Source organism: Burkholderia cepacia ATCC 25416 (assembly GCF_001411495.1).
Classification (GTDB): domain Bacteria; phylum Pseudomonadota; class Gammaproteobacteria; order Burkholderiales; family Burkholderiaceae; genus Burkholderia; species Burkholderia cepacia.
On sequence record NZ_CP012981.1, the window covers coordinates 1,837,136 to 1,854,389 of the forward strand.

Genomic DNA, 17,254 nt, shown 5'->3' on the forward strand with positions numbered 1-17,254 from the left:
ATAGCCGATGGCGGCAAACAATCGACGGACGAACAGGTTCAATGATGTTGAATATTTTGACCATGACCCCCGAGCAGGAACAGGATGCGCGGGCAAAGGCTTTTTATCTGCTCAAGAAATGGACGAGTGTCACGTTCCTGGAATACGCCGTTGGACTTTATCGGGACTTTCTCGGCGCGTACGCCAAACAACTGGACACACCGAGCCCAAATCAGGTCGAGCTTGAGGAAGCCTACACGCATGATTTCTCGGGGGCACTGGTGCGCATGGATCTGGGCATCGATGCACTGCGCCGAGGTCTCGACAAACGAGCCGCATACGACGCGTTGGTTAGAGGAAGCCAGCACGGTGGCGACCTGTTGTTTGGACGGAGTGCGCTTGAAATCGGTCGTAAATACGATCCGTTTTTTCATTCGCTGGGACTGAAGGACACCAGTTTTTCGGACCTGGTGTATGCCACCGGGTTCGTGGAGGGGGTATGGATCGAGAGATTGATTTGCTACGCGCTCAAGTGCACGGTCGGATTCGGTTATACCGGGATGCTTGCATACGGAGCACGTGCGGATGGCGGGACCCGCGTATTTGAGCACTGGACCTATGAATCCATGTTCGAAAACGCGCCCCTTCCTGCTTGGCGATATTGGCCACCCGGTCGTACCTATCCTGCATCGCTTCCTCCCTGTCCACCGAAGAACGAATCCGCAAGCGGCGAGGTTTGCAGCGACCAGGAGATTCCTGTCGAGGGGATCTGGGAGCCGTGGTTTGCGTCCGGCAAGGTGGGCTGTCCGAGTTACTTCCTCAAAGGCAGTGTTGCCCACAAGTACCTGTTGGAAGGTACGAACGACGAGCATGAGGTGCGCTGGCGGCTGCTTTGGGAAGACAAGCGTTACCGGGACGGCAGCATTCCGGCGGAGGAGGAAACTTACTTCCCCAAGCCTGTCGCCTGACCGACGCTACGGGGTCTGCCAGGAGAGCCTTGTCCGCGCACCGGTTACTGACAAAGCCCGACCGCATCGTCAGGCAGCACCGCAGCGCCAACGCCGAACGAAACGCGCCGGCCGTGCGTGTGCCCGCGGGCCGGTGTCGAAAATAGACGAGTCGGTGTCGGAAGCATGCAAGTCCCGACCACGCTTTCGCACTAACGTGACAAGCCTCTTACACGAACGTTAGTCTGGAGCTGACATGTCCGATTTCATCACCGTTTTGCGCGAAACCTGCCCGACGCCGGTCCTTGACGCGACCAAGTGGAAGCGTATCGGCGGCGATCCGCACACCGTGAACCTCAACGCGTACCTCTCCAAGGACGGCAGCAAGATCATGGGTACCTGGATCTGCACGCCGGGCAAGTTCGAGGTGAACTACGAAAAATGGGAGTACTGCCACTTCCTCGATGGCTACTGCATCATCACACCGGAAGGCGAGGAGTCGGTGCACCTGAAAGCCGGCGACGTGTTCGTGATCGAACCCGGCATGAAGGGGACCTGGGAAGTGGTGGAGACGGTGCGCAAGTACTTCGTCTTTGCCTGAGCGGGCCTGAAAATTCGACCACGCATACCGTCGTCGTCCGGATACCTTCGAGGTTCGCGCCCTCCGGGCGACTGCACGTTTTCGCGCGACAGCGTGGCCGATGCGGTGTGCGCGGTGGGCCGGGGCATTCGTATCGAGGGGCGCGGTCAAAGCGCCAGCCCCGGCGACGCGGTCGACCGCGTGCTCGCTCAAGCCGGCACACACCGGCGCATTCCGTCCAGCCGGTGCGCCGGCCGATTCGAAAAGGCGATCGCCGCGCCGGCCTGCGCGTCATCGCCCAAACCCCTATGATGCAGCGATCCGCCCACCGTTCCGGTCGCATCGCGTACCTCGTTCGCTTGCGCCGGTCGCCACCCCCGGAATCCCGACCATGCGTATCACCGACATCCGCGAACGCACGATTCCCGTCTCCCGCTATGCCGACCCGGCCATTCCATCCGGCGGCCTGACGACGAGTGTCGTCGCGCTCACCACCGACGTCGTGCGTGACGGCCGCCCCGTGACGGGCTACGGCTACGCATCGGTCGGCCGCTTCGCGCAGGGAGGCCTGATCCGCGAACGGTTCGCGCCGCGCCTGCTGGCCGCCGCCGACGCGCTCGCCGACGAAGCCGGCACGAACCTCGACCCGTTCCGCGCGTGGCGCGCGATGATGGCCGGCGAAAAGCCCGGCGGACACGGCGAACGCTGCGTGGCGATCGGCACGCTCGACATGGCGATCTGGGACGCCGCCGCGAAAATCGCCGACCTGCCGCTCAATCGCTTTCTGGCCGACCGGCTTGGACGCACGGCGGCACCGCGCGTGCGTGTGTACGCGGGCGGCGGCTATCGTTATCCGCACGACGATCTCGCGCGCCTGTCGGACGAGATGCGCCGCATTGCCGACCTTGGCTACACGCACGCGAAGATCAAGATCGGTGGCGCGGACGTCGCTCAGGACAGCAGGCGCATCGAAGCGGCCGCCACGCAGTTGGCGGACAGTTCGCATCTCGCGGTCGACGCGATGAACACGTACGACGCGACGACCGTCGATATTGCCGCTGCGATGCTCGAGCCGTTCGGCCTCTGGTGGTTCGAGGACATCTGCGATCCGCTCGACCTGCCGCTCCAGGCAGGCGTCGCCACGCGCTACGCCCCGCCGATCGCGGCCGGCGAAGCGCTGTTCTCGCTCGCGGAAGCGAAGCTGCTCGACCGCTACGGCGGCCTGCGTCCCGACCGCGACGTGCTCGTGTTCGACCCGGTGCATTGCTACGGGCTGCCGGGATACCTGCAGATCGTCGAGCACTTCGCATCGCGCGGCTGGCGGCGCGACGCGTTCTGGCCACATGGCGGCCACCTGTTCTCGCTGCATGTCGTCGCAGCGCTCGGGCTCGGCGGTGCGGAAGTCAATCCGTTCGCGTTCGATCCGTTCAGCGGGCTCGCCGATGGCGAAACCGTCGACGCAAGTTTTGCGCGCACGCCGCAGGCGCCGGGCATCGGTTTCGAACTGCATGCCGACGCGCATCGCGCGTTTCGCGCGGTATCTGGCCGTTGACACCCGAAGCGCTAAAGCGCATCGATCGCGAAACGCACCGCGAAGCCGAGCATCATCGTCGCGACGAACAAATCGAGCACGCGCCACGCCAGCGTACGGGCAAACCACGCACGACACGCGCGTGCGCCATAGGCGAGCATCAGGAACCACGCGAGCGAAGCCGCCATCGCGCCGAACGCGAACGGCGCGCGTTCGGCGGGCGCGTGACTCACGATCACGGTGCCGAGCAGCAGCACGGTATCGATCCACGCATACGGATTGAGCAGCGACACGGCGGCCGTCGCGAGCAGCGTGCGCGACAGCGCGGGGGCGTGGCGCGCGTGTGAGCCGTCGACGTGCTCCGGCTGCCGCCGCCGGATCGCCGAGCGCAGCGCGAGCAGGCCATAACCGGCGAGATAGGCGATACCGGCCCACAGCGCGGCCGATGCCACACCGGGATGCCGCGACAGCAGTGCCGACAACCCCTGCGCGCCGAGCGCGATCAGCAGCGCGTCGCTGCCTGCGCAGACGAGGGCGATGGAGAGGAGATGGGGGCTCGAGATCGAGCGCTTGATGACGAAGGCGTCCTTGGGGCCGACCGACGTGAACAGGCCGGCGCCAAGCAGCAGGCCTTCGATGAAGGCGGAGGTGTCGAGCACGAGCGGGCCGACAACCTCTTAAGCTGAACCGGTGATGGTTACGATGAACGAAACGTTAAGGGGCGCGCGGGGGCGGTGTCAATGCCACCTGGCGCCCATGCGTCGACGACCGGCAGGCCACCGGTCAGTGCGTCGCCGCCTCGCCGAGGTTGAGCGCGACGAGCGCACAAACGGTCAGCGCGATGCCGGCGAGCTTCAGCGACGACACCGCTTCGTCGAAGCAGACGATGCCGATCACGGCTGTGGCCGCGGTGCTGGCGGCAGCCCAGCTCGCGTACGCGAGCCCCATTTCGAGCCGCTTCGTCGCGAGCGCCATCAGCCAGACGGCGCAGGCATAACAGACGACGGTGAGCGCGGACGGGAGCGGGCGGGAAAAGCCGGCCGAGTATTTGAGGCCGACGGAGCCGAGCACTTCGGCGAGGACACTGACGCCCAGCAGAAGCCAGGCAGACTGGAGCGGGGACACGAACGGCCTCCTTCCCCCGACGCTTATACCGAGCGGCGAGGAGAAGTGGAGGTGTCAGCGGTACCCAGAACGAAAGCAGCTTAGTACGCGCGGCGGGGCAATACAAGGCATGCGCCGCGCCAGTCATGCGCGGTCGGTGTTGCCGGCCGCCCACTCCGGCCGCTGCCCGAGCGTGTCGAACAGCCGGACGATCTCGGCTTTCACCTTCTGCACCGCGTTGCTGACGAGCGCCGTATCGTGCCAGCACAGCGACAGGTCGCGCGCGAACAGCCGATGCGCGACCGTCGACAGCTTGAGCTTGCGCTCCTCGATCTCGACGTGCGCGGCCGTCCACGGCAGGATCGTCACGCCGAGCTGCGCCATCACGGCCGCGAACAGCAGCCCGGTCGAGCTCGCCTCGAAGCCGATCTCGTACGACAGCCCGGCCTCGCGCATCGCCCATTCGACACGGTTGCGGATCGTGTTCGGCGCGCTCGGCAGGACGAGCGGCATCCGCGCGATCGCGTCGAGCGGCACGGGATCGTCCGGCACCGGGAATTCGGGCCACGTGATCAGGTACAGCGTTTCCGTCAGCAGCCGGTGGATCGCGATGCCGCGCGTCTCGACCGCGTCGACGACGATCGCGAGATCGAGCCGCGCGCGTTCGAGCAGCGTGTCGAGATCGGCGCTCGGCGCCTCGATCAGTTCCAGCATGATGCCCGGGTAGCGGTCGCGCACCGCGCGGGCGAGCGGAATGGCCAGCACGCGCGCGGTGCTCGACGGCATCCCGACCGTCACGCGGCCCTGCGGCGTGTCGGCGTCGCGGCGCAGCAGCTCGCGCGTGCCGTCGGCCTGGCGCAGCAGTTCGAGCGCGTGCCGGTACAGCGTGCGGCCGGCGGCGGTCGGCGCGACTCCGCGCACGCTGCGTTCGAGCAGCTGCATCCCGAGATCCTGTTCGAGATTGCGCATCTGCTGGCTCACCGCCGGCTGCGCGACATGCAGCGCCTCGCTCGCATGCGTGACGTTGCCGCATTCGACGACCTTCACGAAATAGCGCAACTGCCTCAAGTCCATCGCCGTCGTCTCCCGATTCAAGCCATAAGCCAATCCGATCGAGCAAGATGAATATCATATTTTTCCCCGATCGATGGGGTTTCTATACTCGTCTCACACAAGAGCCAGCCTGCCGGCCATCCCGGACCGGACGCGGCAAAAGTGCCGGCCCCGCCGGCAAGGAGACGAAGATGTTCAAGGCGATCGACGCGCCGGCGGCCGGCGCGAAGCCGCGGCGCACGCCGCTCACGCGCGAGCAGGTCAAGGGCTTCTGGGCCGTGTATGCGGGCTGGGTGCTCGACGGCGTGGATTCGGTGATCTACGCGCTCGTGCTGATTCCCGCGCTGACCGAACTGCTGCCGGCGTCCGGCATCGCGGCGACGCCCGCGAATCTCGGGATGTACGGCTCGATCCTGTTCGCGCTGTTCCTGATCGGCTGGGGGCTGTCGTTCATCTGGGGGCCGCTCGCCGACCGCTTCGGCCGCGTGCGCACGCTCGCCGCGAGCATCCTGATCTACTCGGTGTTCACCGGCGCGGCCGCGTTCGTGCACGACGTGTGGGCACTGGCCGCGTGCCGTTTGATCGCCGGGATCGGCGTCGGCGGCGAATGGGCGCTCGCGGGCACCTACGTGGCCGAGAGCTGGCCGGAAGATCGCCGCAAGATGGGCGCCGGCTACCTGCAGACGGGTTACTACTTCGGCTTCTTCATCGCGGCGTGCCTGAACTACACGATCGGCGCGACCTACGGGTGGCGCGCGATGTTCCTGTGCGGGCTCGCGCCCGCGCTGCTCGCGGTGTTCACCGTGATGCGCGTGAAGGAGCCCGGCCAGTGGCGCCGGCACGACGCGCGCGACGGCGACGTGGCCGACGCGCGGCGCGCGCATCCGCTGCGCGAGATCTTCGCGCCGGCCTTCCTGCGCCGCACGCTGACGAGCGCGAGCCTGGTCGGCGTCGCGATCGTCGGGCTGTGGGCCGGCTCCGTGTACGAGGCGAGCGCGGTCACGACGCTGGCGGCGCGCGCGGGCATCGATCACATCGGCGCGCTGCGGCTCGCGTCGATCGGCGCGGCGATCCTGTCGTGCGCGACGATCGCCGGTTGCCTGGTTGCGCCGTGGCTCTCCGAACGGCTTGGCCGGCGCACGGCGCTCGGTGTGTATTTCGCGGGCATGGCCGGTTCGATCGTGTTCGCGTTCGGCTGGGCGTTCTACCAGCCGAACGGGCTCGCGGCATTCATGGTGTCGCTCGCGTTCCTCGGTTTCTTCGGCGGCAATTTCGCGATCTTCTCGTTGTGGCTGCCCGAGCAGTACCCGACACGCGTGCGTGCCACCGCGTTCGCGTTCAACGCATCGGTCGGCCGCTTCATCGGCGCAGGCGTGAACTTCCTGCTCGGCGCCGCGATTCACGGTTACGGATCGCTCGGCGTGCCGGTCGCATGGACCGCGGCCGCGTTCGGGCTCGGCATCCTGATCCTGCCGTTCGCGGTCGAAACGCGCCATCAGACGCTGCCCGAATGAGCGGTGCGCCGCGATCGTTCGGAAACAAGCCACACCCAGTCATCAATATCAGGAGTCCGGAATGCAGGCATTACAAGGAATCAGGGTCGTCGATCTGAGCCGCGCGCTGTCGGGGCCGTTCTGCTCGATGGTGCTCGCCGATCTCGGCGCCGACGTGATCAAGGTCGAGTCGGGGCCGCACGGCGACATGAGCCGCGCGTGGGGGCCGTTCGATCGCGGCGTGAGCACGTACTACCTGTCCTGCAACCGCAACAAGCGCGGCATCTGCGTGGATTTCCGGCAGCCGGCCGGCCTCGACGTCGTGCGCCGGCTGATCGCGCAGGCCGACGTCGTGATCGAGAATTTCAAGGCCGGCACGATGGACGCGATGGGGCTCGGTTACGCCGCGCTGAGCGCGCGCGATCCGCGGCTCGTGATGGGCAGCGTCACCGCGTTCGGCCCGCGCGGCCCGTTGCGCGACTGGCCGGGCTTCGACCAGATCGCGCAGGGCTACGCGGGGCTGATGAGCCTCACCGGTTTTCCCGACGGCGAGCCGACCCGCACGGGCACCGCGATCGGCGATCTCAGCTCGGGGATGTGGGTCGCGACCGGCGTGATGGCGGCGCTGTTCGAGCGCGAGCGCACGGGGCGCGGGCAGCATGTCGGCACGTCGCTGCTCGAAAGCCTCGTGTCGCTGCTGAGCGTGCACGGGCAACGCTACCTGAGCCTCGGCGACGTGCCGCGCCGCACCGGCAATGCGCATGCTGTGATCGCGCCGTACGGCGTGTTCGAGACGGCCGACGGGCCGCTCAACCTTGCGCCGATCACGACCGACATGTGGCTGCGGCTGTGCCAGTTGCTGGATCTGCCCGAACTGCCGGACGATCCGCGCTTCGCGACCAACGATGCGCGTGTCGCGCACCGTGACGAACTGAAAGCGCTGCTTGAAGGCCGGTTGCGCACGCGCGGCAAGCGCGAATGGACGCAACGCTTCGTCGATGCCGGGCTGCCGGCGGGGCCGATCAATACGCTCGACGAAGTGTTCAACGATCCGCAGCTCGCGCATTGCGGGCTGGTCGAACCGGTCGTGCATCCGACGCTCGGCACGCTGCGCCAGGTCGTCACGCCGCTCGGCGGGATGGGGGGCGAGGTGCCGGCGCCGCGCACGCGTCATGCGCCGCCGCTGCTCGGCGAGCACACGGTCGACGTGCTGCGCGAAGCGGGCTACGACGACGACGCGATCGACACGCTGCTGGCCGGGCGCGCGATCTTCCAGGCGGAAGCGGTGGCGGAGGCCGTGCAATGAGCGACACGACGAAACACGATGGCGCATCGCGCGTGACGGTCGACATGGTCGGCGAACGGATCGCGCGCGTGCGGTTCGCGAATCCGGCGCGACGGCATGCGCTCGACGCGCCGTTGCTCGATGCGCTCGTCGCGCGCCTCGATGCGCTGGCCGAACACCGTCCTCCGCCCGTCGTGATCCTGTCGAACGACGGCAGCGGCGACGTGTGGAGCGCGGGGCACGATCTGCGCGAGCTGGCCGACGATCGCGATCCGCTCGCGTACGGCAAGCCGCTCGAACGGGCGCTGCGGCGCGTGCGGACTTATCCGGGTGCGGTGATCGCGGCGGTGTCGGGGTCGGCGTGGGGCGGGGCGGTCGATCTCGTGATGAGCTGCGACCTGGTGGTCGCGGCGCGCGATGCGCGTTTTGCGATGACGCCCGCGAACATCGGCCTGCCGTATTCGACGAGCGGCCTGCTGCGCTTCCACGACAACCTGCCGATCCACGTGCTGAAGGAGATGTTCTTCTGCGCGCAGCCGCTCGATGCGGAACGCGCCGCGCATCACGGGCTCGTGAACCGGCTGGCGGAAGCAGGCGGTGTCGACGATGCGGCGCTCGACGTCGCGCGCACGATCGCCGCGAAGGCGCCGCTCGCGGTGCACGCGGTGAAGGAGCAGTTGCGCGTGCTGCAGGACGCGCGGCCGTTGCCGGCCGATGCGTTCGAACGGATCGCCGAGTTGCGCCGGCACGCGTGCGAAGGCGAGGACTTCGACGAGGGGCTGCGCGCGTTTGCGGAGCGGCGCGCGCCGGTGTTTCGCGGCGGGTAGGGCCGGCGCAGGCCCGCCATTGGCGTGAACAGGCTCCCTGCGTTCACGTGCCCGAGCGGTTCCGCGGTGCGAGGCGGCGTGCGTTACGCGCCGCCGATCGCATGCACGCCGACGAGCAGCAGCGCGCCGATGGCGATCAACAACAGCGCATGGACGCGCGTATACATCACGCACAGCGTCGACGCGACCGCGATCGCGCGCGCGGCCCAGCCGCCGTCGAGCGCCTGCAGCAGCACCCACACCGACGCGAGGATCATGCCGGCCGCGACCGGGCGCAGGCCGGCCTCGAGCGCGATCTGCCAGCGCGCGCCCTGGTGCCGCCGCCACAGATGCGCGACGCCGTAGATCAGGAACGCCGTCGGGCCGAACAGCGCGAGCGTCGCGATCACCGCGCCCCAGAAACCGGCCACCTGCCAGCCGATCAGCGTCGCCAGCAGCGAGCCGGGGCCCGGCGCCATTCGCGCGATCGCGAAATCGTTCACGAATTGCGTGGCGGTCATCCAGTGATGCACGTCGACCACCTGCCGCTGGATGTCGGCGATGATCGCCTGCCCGCCGCCGATCGTCGCGATCGACAGCGGCGCGAACACGCCGAACAGCGCGGCGTAGCGTTGCGATGCGGTCATCGTGTGTCGCGCCCGGTCGGTGTGGCGGCCGCGCGGCGGTATTCGAGCGCGACGCTCAGCGTGCCGCCGACCAGCACGGTCCACACCAGCGGCCAGTGCAGCACCGCAACCGACATGAAGGTGAGCGCCGTCACCGCGAACGGCAGCGCGCGGCGCGGCAACCGACGCACGGCGGTGATCGCCATCGAGATCGACAGCCCGATCGCCGCGGCCGCCGCGCCGGCGAGCGCGACGTGCGTGAGCGGGAAGCGCGTGAGGGTCGAGAACGCGATGCCGAACAACACGATCAGCACGGCCGGCGGCGCGATGATGCCGGTGAAGCCGGCCACGGCGCCGCGCCATCCGGCGAGCCGGTAGCCGATCCAGATCGCGAGGTTCTTCACGTTGACGCCCGGCAGCGCCTGCGACAGCGCGAGACCGTTGAGGAACGCCTCCTCGTCGAGCCAGCGGCGCTCGTACACGAAGTCGCGCATCATCCGGCCGCTGAGCCCGCCGCCGAAGCTGGTCAGGCCGATCTGCGAGAACGCAATGAACAGTGCGAGGACGCCGGGCGGCGGCGCATTGCCTGCGGGCGGCGCCGACGAGGAGGTGGCGGAGGGCGGTGGCATCGGGCGTGCGGTGCGTGGCGATTGGGCGGGCGCCCATGTTAGCAAGCGGACGCTGTCAGCACGCTGACATCGGCGAGGGGTTGGCGTGATGAAAGCACGCAGGTGATACGAAGGACATATCCGGCCCATCCGGCACGGCCACAACCGACGCTACGCGCGCACGACCGTCACGCCCGCTGCTTCGATCGGCTTCGTCAACGCGACGTCGGTTTCCTTTTCGACCACCACGGTGTGCGCCAGCGTGAGCTCGCCGATCACGAACTGCGACGCCGCGCGCAGCTTCGACTGCGACGCGAGCACGACGGTCTCGGCCGCGCGTTCGGCCAGTGCGCGCTTGATCGCCGCTTCCTCGAAATCGCCGGTGCTGAGCCCCGCAACCGGATGCACGCCCGTCACGCCCATGAAATAAAGATCCGCGTGGATGCGCGCAATGCCTTCCATGGCCGCCGCGCCGACGGCGACGATCGAATGCTTGTAGAGCCGCCCGCCGATCAGGATCACCTCGATCGACGGATGCGCGGCGAGCGCCACCGCGACACTCGGGCTGTGCGTGACGACCGTCGCGCGCAGGTCGGCCGGCAACTGGCTGACGAGCAGCGCCGAGGTGGTGCCGCCATCGACGATCACCACCTGTCCGGGCGCGATCATCTCCGCGGCGCGGCGCGCGATGCGCCGCTTTTCCGCCGTCTCGAGCGTTTCGCGCTGCGCGAACGGCGCAACGGCCGGCGACGCCGGCAGCGCACCGCCATGCACGCGCTGCAGCAGGCCCTCGGCCGCGAGCTCGCGCAGGTCGCGGCGGACGGTGTCTTCGGATACGCCGAATTGCGCGCTCAGCTCGACCGCCAGCACCTGGCCGTCGCGCGCGAGTGCGTCGAGGATCGCTTTCTTGCGTTGTGTCGTCAGCATCGGGTTTGCACGAATTCTCTTGAAATTGCACGAATCTGCACGTTACCATGGGCGCCGTCTTTTGTCGAACCGGAGGCTGCGATGGCTGCAACGCGGGACCGTGTCCGCATCGTCGATACGACGGTGCTGTCCGATGACTGGTATGTGCTGAAGAAGGTGACGTTCGATTTCCTGCGCCGCGACGGAACGTGGCAGCGCCTGAACCGCGAGACCTACGATCGCGGCAATGGCGCGACCATCCTGCTGCGCAATGCCGATACCGGCGACGTGCTGCTGACGCGGCAGTTCCGGATGCCGGCGTTCGTCGGCGGACACGACGGCATGCTGCTCGAGGCCGCCGCCGGCCTGCTCGACGACGCGACGCCCGAAGCGCGCATCCGCGCGGAGGCCGAGGAGGAGACCGGTTACCGCGTGCGCGGCGTGCGCAAGGTGTTCGAGGCGTTCATGAGCCCGGGCTCGGTGACGGAGAAGCTGCATTTCTTCGTCGGTGAATACGATGCGTCGCTGCGCACCGGCGACGGCGGCGGCGTCGCGGAGGAGGGCGAGGATCTCGAGGTCGTCGAGATGCCGCTGCAGGCGGCGCTGGATGCGGTCGAGCGCGGCGAGATCGTCGATGCGAAGACGATCATGCTGCTCCAGTACGTCGCGCTGCGGGAAACCGCCGGCGCGCGCACGGCATGACGCCGCTGCTCGTGCTGGTCGCCGGCCCTTACCGCAGCGGCACGGACGGCGACCCCGCGCGCATCGCCGCGAACCTGCACCGGCTGGAGGAGGCGGCGCTCGCCGTGTATCGCCGCGGGCATGTGCCGATGATCGGCGAGTGGGTGTCGCTGCCGCTCGCCGTCGCGGCCGGGTCGCGACAGGTCGGCGATGCAGTCAGCGAGGCGTTCCTGTATCCGGCCGCGCACCGGCTGCTGCGCCGCTGCGATGCGGTATGGCGGATCGACGGCGCGTCGCGCGGCGCCGACGCGGATGTCGCCTTCGCGCGGCAGCTCGGCAAGGCCGTCTACTTCTCGGTCGACGACATTCCGGTCGTGCAGGACGATCCGGATCGCTGAACAGGCGGGGAGGCGCCCGGCCATGGCGATGCAGGCGGCTCCGCGCGTCGCTCGCCCGCACCGCCCGCGGCCGGGCGAGCGTCGCGTCATGCCGTTGCATCGTGCATGTCATGCATGCCGCGCCGCGCGCGAACCGGCGTATGATCGCGACGCCACCCGCGCACCGTCCGACGCCACCGACGCCCCGTCATGCCGCTCTCCGATTCCGCCGATTTCACTGCCGCGACTGCCGCCGCGCAACTGCCCGCCGATCTCGTCGCTTCCGCTGTTGCCGCGCTCGCGCGCGCCGACGCATTGCTCGTGACGGCCGGCGCCGGTATCGGCGTCGATTCCGGGCTGCCCGATTTTCGCGGCACGGACGGGTTCTGGCGCGCGTATCCGGCGCTGCGCCACGAGCGCTTCGAATTCCACGAGATCGCATCGCCGCACGCGTTCCGCGCGCGTGCGCCGCTCGCATGGGGCTTCTACGGGCACCGCCTCGCGCTCTACCGTGCGACGGTGCCGCATGCGGGCTTCGCGATCCTGCGCCGCTGGATCGACGCGATGCCGAACGGCGGCTTCGTCCTGACGAGCAACGTCGACGGCCAGTTCCAGAAAGCCGGCTTCGATCCGGCGCGGATCGTCGAGATCCACGGTTCGATCCACGCCATGCAGTGCCTGCGCCCCTGCTCGGACGACACGTGGGATGCGGCGCCGTTCGTGCCGGACGTCGACGAAACCACCTGCCGCCTCGTCGGCGAAATGCCGCGCTGCCCGCGCTGCGGCGGCCTCGCGCGGCCGAACATCCTGATGTTCGGCGACACCGGCTGGCTCGGTGCGCGCTACGACGCGCAGGAACGCGCGCTGGAAGACTGGATCTCGCGGGCCGGGCGTGTCGCCGTGGTCGAGATCGGCGCGGGCACCGCGATCCCGACCGTGCGCCTGCTGAGCGAACGGCTCGGCGCCGACGTGATCCGCATCAACGCGCGCGAAGCGCATGCGCGCCGGGCGGACGTGATCGGCCTGAAGGGCGGCGCGCTGGCGACGCTGGGCGCGCTCGACGCCGCCTGGCAACGCGCGTGACCGTGTGTGAACGCGCGGGTACCCGCCACGCGAACGGGCGGGCATCCCGGCGGCGGCGGCCGTTGCAGGCGCGACGCGAATCCGCATACAGTTCAGCCGGTGCCGCCCGCGTGCGGCCCGGACATCATCCCGGGCGACCGGGGCCGGCGGCTGAATCCAGCCGCTTCATCGAACGGGAGCGCCCTTGTTCTATTCGATCGTCGCGATCTTCGTCGGCGCCGGGCTCGGCGCATTGCTGCGCTGGTTCCTGAGCCTCGCGCTCAACGAATTCTTTCCCGCCGTGCCGCTGGGCACGCTCGCCGCGAACCTGATCGGCGGCTACGTGATCGGCATCGCCGCCGTCGTGTTCACGACCCGCGTCGGGTTGCCGCCCGAGTGGCGGCTGTTCGTGATCACGGGCTTTCTCGGCGGCCTCACGACGTTCTCGACCTATTCGGTCGAAGTGATGACGCATGCGTTGCAGGGCGAATTCGGATGGGCGTTTGCGGTGGCTGCCCTACACTTGACTGGATCGTTCGCGCTGACGGCGCTCGGCATGTGGACCGCGCGCGCATGGCTCGCGGCGGCCTGAGCGTGCCGCCATCGGAGGGAGCGATGGACAGGATCTTCTTGCGCTTCTACGTGCACGAGCAGCACCGGCTGCACTGGAAGCCGCTGTGGGAATGGCTGCTGGAGGAGGCGAACCGGATGGGCGTCGCCGGCGGTTCCGCGTTTCGCGCGATGGCCGGCTTCGGCCAGCATCGCGTGCTGCACGAGGACCGCTTCTTCGAACTGCAGGGGTCGCTCGCGATCGAGGTCGAATTCATCGTCACCGAGGACGAGGCACAGCGCTTGCTCGCGAGGCTGTCGCAGGAAAAGGTGCGCGTGTGCTACGCGATGATGCCGGCGCAATTCGGCGTGATCGACACGCTCGGCGCACCGCCGGCGCAGGGGCCGGCGGTGTAGGGTGCGACGGCGTCAGATGCCGAACATCGTCAGCGACACGGCGGCGCGCGTGACGATCATCAGCAGCACCTGCACGATCACGAACAGCAGGATCGGCGACAGGTCGATGCCGCCGAGATTCGGGATCACGCGGCGCAGCGGGTTCAGGAACGGCGCGGTGAGCTGGTAGAGGATCGGCATGGCCGGCGAGCGCGGGTTGAGCCACGACAGCAGCGCCATCAGGATCGTCATCCAGATCACGAGATTGAGCGCCCACTTCACGACGGTGAGCAGCGCGACCACGACGAGCGTCGCGATCACCGCGGCCGGGTCGAAGCCGGCCATCACGACCATCAGCACGACATAGACGAGCGCGGTGAGGAGGGCGGCGACGACGCTGGCCCAGTCGATGCCGCGCACGCCCGCGATCACGCGGCGCAGCGGCAGCACGAGCCAGTTGGTCGCCTGCAGCACGGCCTGCGTGACGGGGTTGTACGGCGGCACGCGGACGGCCTGCATCCAGACGCGCAGGATCAGCGCGGCGCCGAACAGCGTGAAGATGGTATTGAGCAGAAAACGGGCGATCTCGCCGAACATCGTTGGCATCCTTTTTATACGGTCAGTAGCGTGCGGCCGCCAACGCCGGATGGCGGCGCATCGGCCGACACCTTATCACGCCTCGTCTCGCGACGGGGAGGGGTGCGCGGCCGTGCGCGCGAGCGACGTTTCGACGGCTTCGGCGAGTGCCGGCAGCGACGCCGGCGGCGCCGCGCGCTGCGCCGCGAGCGCGACCGCGCGGCGCGTCAGCAACGCGTACAGCGTCGCGTGATCGCCGCCGAGCGTTTCAAGCAGTGCCAACTGGCGTTCGACGATGCCCGTATCGCCGCGCGACACGGGGCCCGAGAGCGCGTTCGCGAGCCCCTTGTCGCGTGCGGTCTCGATCGTACCGGCCAGCATCGGCAGCAGCGCGCGCAACGCGGCTTCCTCGTCGAAACCGAGGCCGCGCCACAGCTCGACCGCTTCCGCGAGCCCGCACAGCGCGAAGCTCGCCGCGTAGTGCGCGGCCGCGTGATAAAGCATCCGGCCGCCGGCCGGAATCGACAGCGGATGGCAGCCGAGTGCGGCGGCAAGTCGCATCAGCGTCGCATGCAGCGCGCCGTCGGCTTCGATCGTGACCGAGCAGCCGTCGATGCGGGCGAGGTCGGCGTCGGTGCCGCCGAACAGGTAGAGCGGATGGAAGCCGCCGGTGGCCGTGCCCTGCTGCTTCGCCGGATCGAGCAGCGCGACGGCCGACGCGCCGCTGCAGTGAACGACGGCCTGCCGCGCGGCGCGCGATGCGTCGAAGCGCAGCGCCGCGGCGGCGGACGCGAGATGGTCGTCGGGTACCGTCAGGAAGATCAGGTCGGCGGCATCGGCGACCTGCTGCGGCGTGTCGACCGCCTGGCAGCCGTCGATGCGCGCGGCGAGGGCCGCGGCCGACGCGGGCGTGCGGCTCGCGATCGCGACGACCGGAAAGCCGGCCTGCGCGAAGCGCTGCGCGACACAGCGTGCGAGACGGCCGGCGCCGATGAAGCCGAGGCGGGGTGTGTCGGGGACGGACATGGCAGCGAACGTAAGCGAAAACGAAGCAACCGCCAGTATCGCAGGAATGACGGCGGGGCCGCGAAAGGGCAACTTCCGTGCGGACACGTGCGTGGCCGGCCGCTACGCGGCGCGAGCGACGCATTTATCGACGCGTGTATCGGCGCACGGCGCCACGGTCGATTCACGATCATGGAATCCGACCCCGAAACATATCGCACCCGCGTCCGGCTTGAAACGTCGGCATCTTGTCTCAAATTTGTAATCGTTCATTACGATCGCGCGCCCGCCGCACGCGCCGTATCCGGTAAGACTGACCGGCCATGATGTTGCGACCCGACTCGTCGGACGGAACCGCGCGGCTCGCAAGGGTCGCCGAAGGTGCTGCGAGCCGCGCCGCACGGCGGTTCCGGCCGCGTGCGATTGCAATTTGCAACAAATGCCCGATACGTGAGGAGCGCGTTTTCGCTACATTGCTTCCATGCGACGTGCATGCCCGCCGTTGCCGACAGGGGCGCATAAAATACCGCTCCAGCAGGAGAATCGAAGTGAAAAAGCTCATTCCGTTCATCGCCGCCGCCGCGCTGGGCCTGGGTGCCGCAAGCGCTGCGCAGGCTCACGTGTCGATCGGGGTCGGCATCGGTATCCCGGTCGCACCCGCGTATCCCGTCTATGCACCGCCGCCGCCCGTGTACTACGCGCCGCCGCCTCCGCCCGTCTATTACGCGCCGGCGCCGGCTTACTACGCGCCGCCGCCCGCCGTGGTCGTCGGCGGCTATGGTGGCTACTACGGTCGCCCGTACTGGCGCCATGGTTACGGCGGCTGGGGCCATCACGGCTGGCGTCGCTGATTCGTCCCGCGCGGCCTGACCGCGCGTGGCAAAACGGCGCAGCGTCCCGAGCGGGGCGCTGCGCCGTTTTTCTTTTCGGGCCGCCGCCCGGCCTCGGTGAGCGGCCCGTGCAGGCCGGCTGCGATTACACCGCGTTCACGATCAGGTCGCGGTAGCCGCCGACGATCACGCTATACGAGAAATACGCGAACAGCAGCGCCGACGCGATGTGGCACGCGCGCATCAGCCCCGCGCCCGCGCGCTTGCGGCCCTGGCTCGCGAGCGTGCACATGAAGAGCGTCCATGCGAGGCCGCCGAGGAAAAAGCCCGACAGGAACACCGATGCGGTGGCCGGCGTGGTCGCGCCGGCTTTCGCGATCAGCGCGCCGCCGACCGCCGCGAACCACAGGATCGCGCTCGGCGACGACATCGCGAGCAGCATGCCGCGCAGGAAGCTGCGCCGCGCGCTCGCGCGCGGCTGCGGCGTCTCCTCGGCATCGTCGCCCGCCGCCTTGGCCGGCGCCAGCGCTTCCCGCGCCATCTTCCACGTGAGGAACAGCAGCACCGCGCCGCCGCCGATCCACACGATCCAGCGCACCGGCTCGAACTGCAGCAGCACGGCCATCCCGGCGAGCGCGAGCGCCGCATAGACGAGATCGCCGACGCACGATCCGATGCCGAGCCAGAAGCCCGGCCGGAAGCCGTGTGACAGCGTCAGCGACAGCATCGCGACGTTCACGAGGCCGATGTCGAGACAGAGCGACAGCGACAGAAAGAAGCCGTCGGACAGCATGGAGGCGGGCGGAAAGGTCATCTTCGTTGTTCTTGTTGCAATGGCAATCCACGGGCCGGCGGGCGCC

21 protein-coding genes are annotated in these 17,254 nt (G+C 68.7%); 12 read left to right on the forward strand and 9 right to left on the reverse strand.

Annotation, left to right across the window (positions count from 1 at the left end):
* The first annotated feature begins 41 nt into the window (after positions 1 to 41).
* From APZ15_RS08325 to APZ15_RS08335, 3 genes are all read left to right on the forward strand, one after another.
* Positions 42 to 947 (forward strand): Imm71 family immunity protein, encoded by a 906-nt coding sequence (locus tag APZ15_RS08325; RefSeq protein ID WP_027788153.1) that lies wholly within the window; start codon positions 42 to 44, stop codon positions 945 to 947.
* A gap of 235 nt (positions 948 to 1,182) precedes the next feature.
* A complete protein-coding gene (locus tag APZ15_RS08330) occupies positions 1,183 to 1,527 on the forward strand; it encodes a cupin domain-containing protein (protein ID WP_027788152.1) in 345 nt (114 codons plus the stop codon).
* Positions 1,528 to 1,897: 370 nt separating this feature from the next.
* A complete protein-coding gene (locus tag APZ15_RS08335) occupies positions 1,898 to 3,058 on the forward strand; it encodes an enolase C-terminal domain-like protein (RefSeq protein ID WP_027788151.1) in 1,161 nt (386 codons plus the stop codon).
* Between the two features lie 11 nt (positions 3,059 to 3,069).
* On the opposite strand, the gene APZ15_RS08340 is transcribed toward APZ15_RS08335, so the two are convergent.
* From APZ15_RS08340 to APZ15_RS08350, 3 genes are all read right to left on the reverse strand, one after another.
* Positions 3,070 to 3,696: a LysE/ArgO family amino acid transporter gene (locus APZ15_RS08340; RefSeq protein WP_027788150.1), complete on the reverse strand. Its 627-nt coding sequence runs from the start codon at positions 3,694 to 3,696 to the stop codon at positions 3,070 to 3,072.
* A 124-nt stretch (positions 3,697 to 3,820) separates the two neighbouring features.
* A complete protein-coding gene (locus APZ15_RS08345) occupies positions 3,821 to 4,162 on the reverse strand; it encodes a DMT family transporter (protein WP_027788149.1) in 342 nt (113 codons plus the stop codon).
* 123 nt (positions 4,163 to 4,285) lie between these two features.
* Positions 4,286 to 5,215 carry a LysR substrate-binding domain-containing protein gene (locus APZ15_RS08350; RefSeq protein ID WP_021157065.1) on the reverse strand — a complete coding sequence of 310 codons (930 nt, stop codon included), beginning with the start codon at positions 5,213 to 5,215 and terminating at the stop codon, positions 4,286 to 4,288.
* Positions 5,216 to 5,385: 170 nt separating this feature from the next.
* On the opposite strand from APZ15_RS08350, the gene APZ15_RS08355 reads away from it, so the two are divergent.
* The 3 genes from APZ15_RS08355 (at position 5,386) to scpB (ending at position 8,799) form a co-directional block, all read left to right on the forward strand.
* Positions 5,386 to 6,708 carry an MFS transporter gene (locus APZ15_RS08355; RefSeq protein WP_021157066.1) on the forward strand — a complete coding sequence of 441 codons (1,323 nt, stop codon included), beginning with the start codon at positions 5,386 to 5,388 and terminating at the stop codon, positions 6,706 to 6,708.
* A 61-nt stretch (positions 6,709 to 6,769) separates the two neighbouring features.
* Complete coding sequence (locus APZ15_RS08360; protein ID WP_027788148.1) at positions 6,770 to 7,993, forward strand: CaiB/BaiF CoA transferase family protein; 1,224 nt, start codon at positions 6,770 to 6,772, stop codon at positions 7,991 to 7,993.
* Positions 7,990 to 8,799: a methylmalonyl-CoA decarboxylase gene (scpB, locus tag APZ15_RS08365; protein WP_027788147.1), complete on the forward strand. Its 810-nt coding sequence runs from the start codon at positions 7,990 to 7,992 to the stop codon at positions 8,797 to 8,799. The genes APZ15_RS08360 and scpB overlap by 4 nt, the downstream gene beginning before the upstream one ends.
* A gap of 83 nt (positions 8,800 to 8,882) precedes the next feature.
* On the opposite strand, the gene APZ15_RS08370 is transcribed toward scpB, so the two are convergent.
* The 3 genes from APZ15_RS08370 to APZ15_RS08380 form a co-directional block, all read right to left on the reverse strand.
* Positions 8,883 to 9,425, reverse strand: a complete 543-nt coding sequence (locus APZ15_RS08370; protein WP_027788146.1) for a chromate transporter — start codon at positions 9,423 to 9,425, stop codon at positions 8,883 to 8,885.
* Positions 9,422 to 10,033, reverse strand: a complete 612-nt coding sequence (locus tag APZ15_RS08375) for a chromate transporter (protein ID WP_027788145.1) — start codon at positions 10,031 to 10,033, stop codon at positions 9,422 to 9,424. Before APZ15_RS08375 ends, APZ15_RS08370 begins: the two co-directional genes overlap by 4 nt.
* Positions 10,034 to 10,183: 150 nt before the next feature.
* Positions 10,184 to 10,939, reverse strand: a complete 756-nt coding sequence (locus APZ15_RS08380; protein WP_027788144.1) for a DeoR/GlpR family DNA-binding transcription regulator — start codon at positions 10,937 to 10,939, stop codon at positions 10,184 to 10,186.
* Between the two features lie 81 nt (positions 10,940 to 11,020).
* Here APZ15_RS08380 and APZ15_RS08385 point away from each other — a divergent pair, with 81 nt between their 5' ends.
* The 5 genes from APZ15_RS08385 to APZ15_RS08405 all read left to right on the forward strand — a co-directional run bounded on the left by APZ15_RS08385 (position 11,021) and on the right by APZ15_RS08405 (position 14,004).
* A complete protein-coding gene (locus tag APZ15_RS08385) occupies positions 11,021 to 11,620 on the forward strand; it encodes an NUDIX domain-containing protein (protein ID WP_027788143.1) in 600 nt (199 codons plus the stop codon).
* Positions 11,617 to 11,997, forward strand: coding sequence for a TIR domain-containing protein (locus tag APZ15_RS08390; RefSeq protein WP_027788142.1), 381 nt, complete (start codon positions 11,617 to 11,619; stop codon positions 11,995 to 11,997). The genes APZ15_RS08385 and APZ15_RS08390 overlap by 4 nt, the downstream gene beginning before the upstream one ends.
* Before the next feature lie 189 nt (positions 11,998 to 12,186).
* A complete protein-coding gene (locus APZ15_RS08395) occupies positions 12,187 to 13,059 on the forward strand; it encodes an SIR2 family NAD-dependent protein deacylase (protein ID WP_027788141.1) in 873 nt (290 codons plus the stop codon).
* A gap of 184 nt (positions 13,060 to 13,243) precedes the next feature.
* Positions 13,244 to 13,630, forward strand: a complete 387-nt coding sequence (gene crcB / locus APZ15_RS08400; protein WP_027788140.1) for a fluoride efflux transporter CrcB — start codon at positions 13,244 to 13,246, stop codon at positions 13,628 to 13,630.
* A gap of 23 nt (positions 13,631 to 13,653) precedes the next feature.
* Positions 13,654 to 14,004, forward strand: coding sequence for a DUF190 domain-containing protein (locus tag APZ15_RS08405; protein WP_027788139.1), 351 nt, complete (start codon positions 13,654 to 13,656; stop codon positions 14,002 to 14,004).
* Between the two features lie 12 nt (positions 14,005 to 14,016).
* Here APZ15_RS08405 and APZ15_RS08410 read toward each other — a convergent pair whose 3' ends face one another.
* Both APZ15_RS08410 and APZ15_RS08415 read right to left on the reverse strand, forming a co-directional pair.
* The gene (locus APZ15_RS08410; protein ID WP_027788138.1) at positions 14,017 to 14,580 is read right to left on the reverse strand and encodes a YggT family protein; all 564 of its coding nucleotides are present in this window, start codon (positions 14,578 to 14,580) and stop codon (positions 14,017 to 14,019) included.
* 75 nt (positions 14,581 to 14,655) lie between these two features.
* On the reverse strand, positions 14,656 to 15,585 hold the full coding sequence (locus APZ15_RS08415; protein WP_027788137.1) for a Rossmann-like and DUF2520 domain-containing protein: 930 nt from the start codon (positions 15,583 to 15,585) through the stop codon (positions 14,656 to 14,658).
* Positions 15,586 to 16,112: 527 nt separating this feature from the next.
* Here APZ15_RS08415 and APZ15_RS08420 point away from each other — a divergent pair.
* Positions 16,113 to 16,415: a hypothetical protein gene (locus APZ15_RS08420; protein WP_021157078.1), complete on the forward strand. Its 303-nt coding sequence runs from the start codon at positions 16,113 to 16,115 to the stop codon at positions 16,413 to 16,415.
* Between the two features lie 124 nt (positions 16,416 to 16,539).
* On the opposite strand, the gene APZ15_RS08425 is transcribed toward APZ15_RS08420, so the two are convergent.
* Positions 16,540 to 17,208 carry a LysE family translocator gene (locus tag APZ15_RS08425; RefSeq protein WP_027788136.1) on the reverse strand — a complete coding sequence of 223 codons (669 nt, stop codon included), beginning with the start codon at positions 17,206 to 17,208 and terminating at the stop codon, positions 16,540 to 16,542.
* Positions 17,209 to 17,254: the final 46 nt, after the last annotated feature.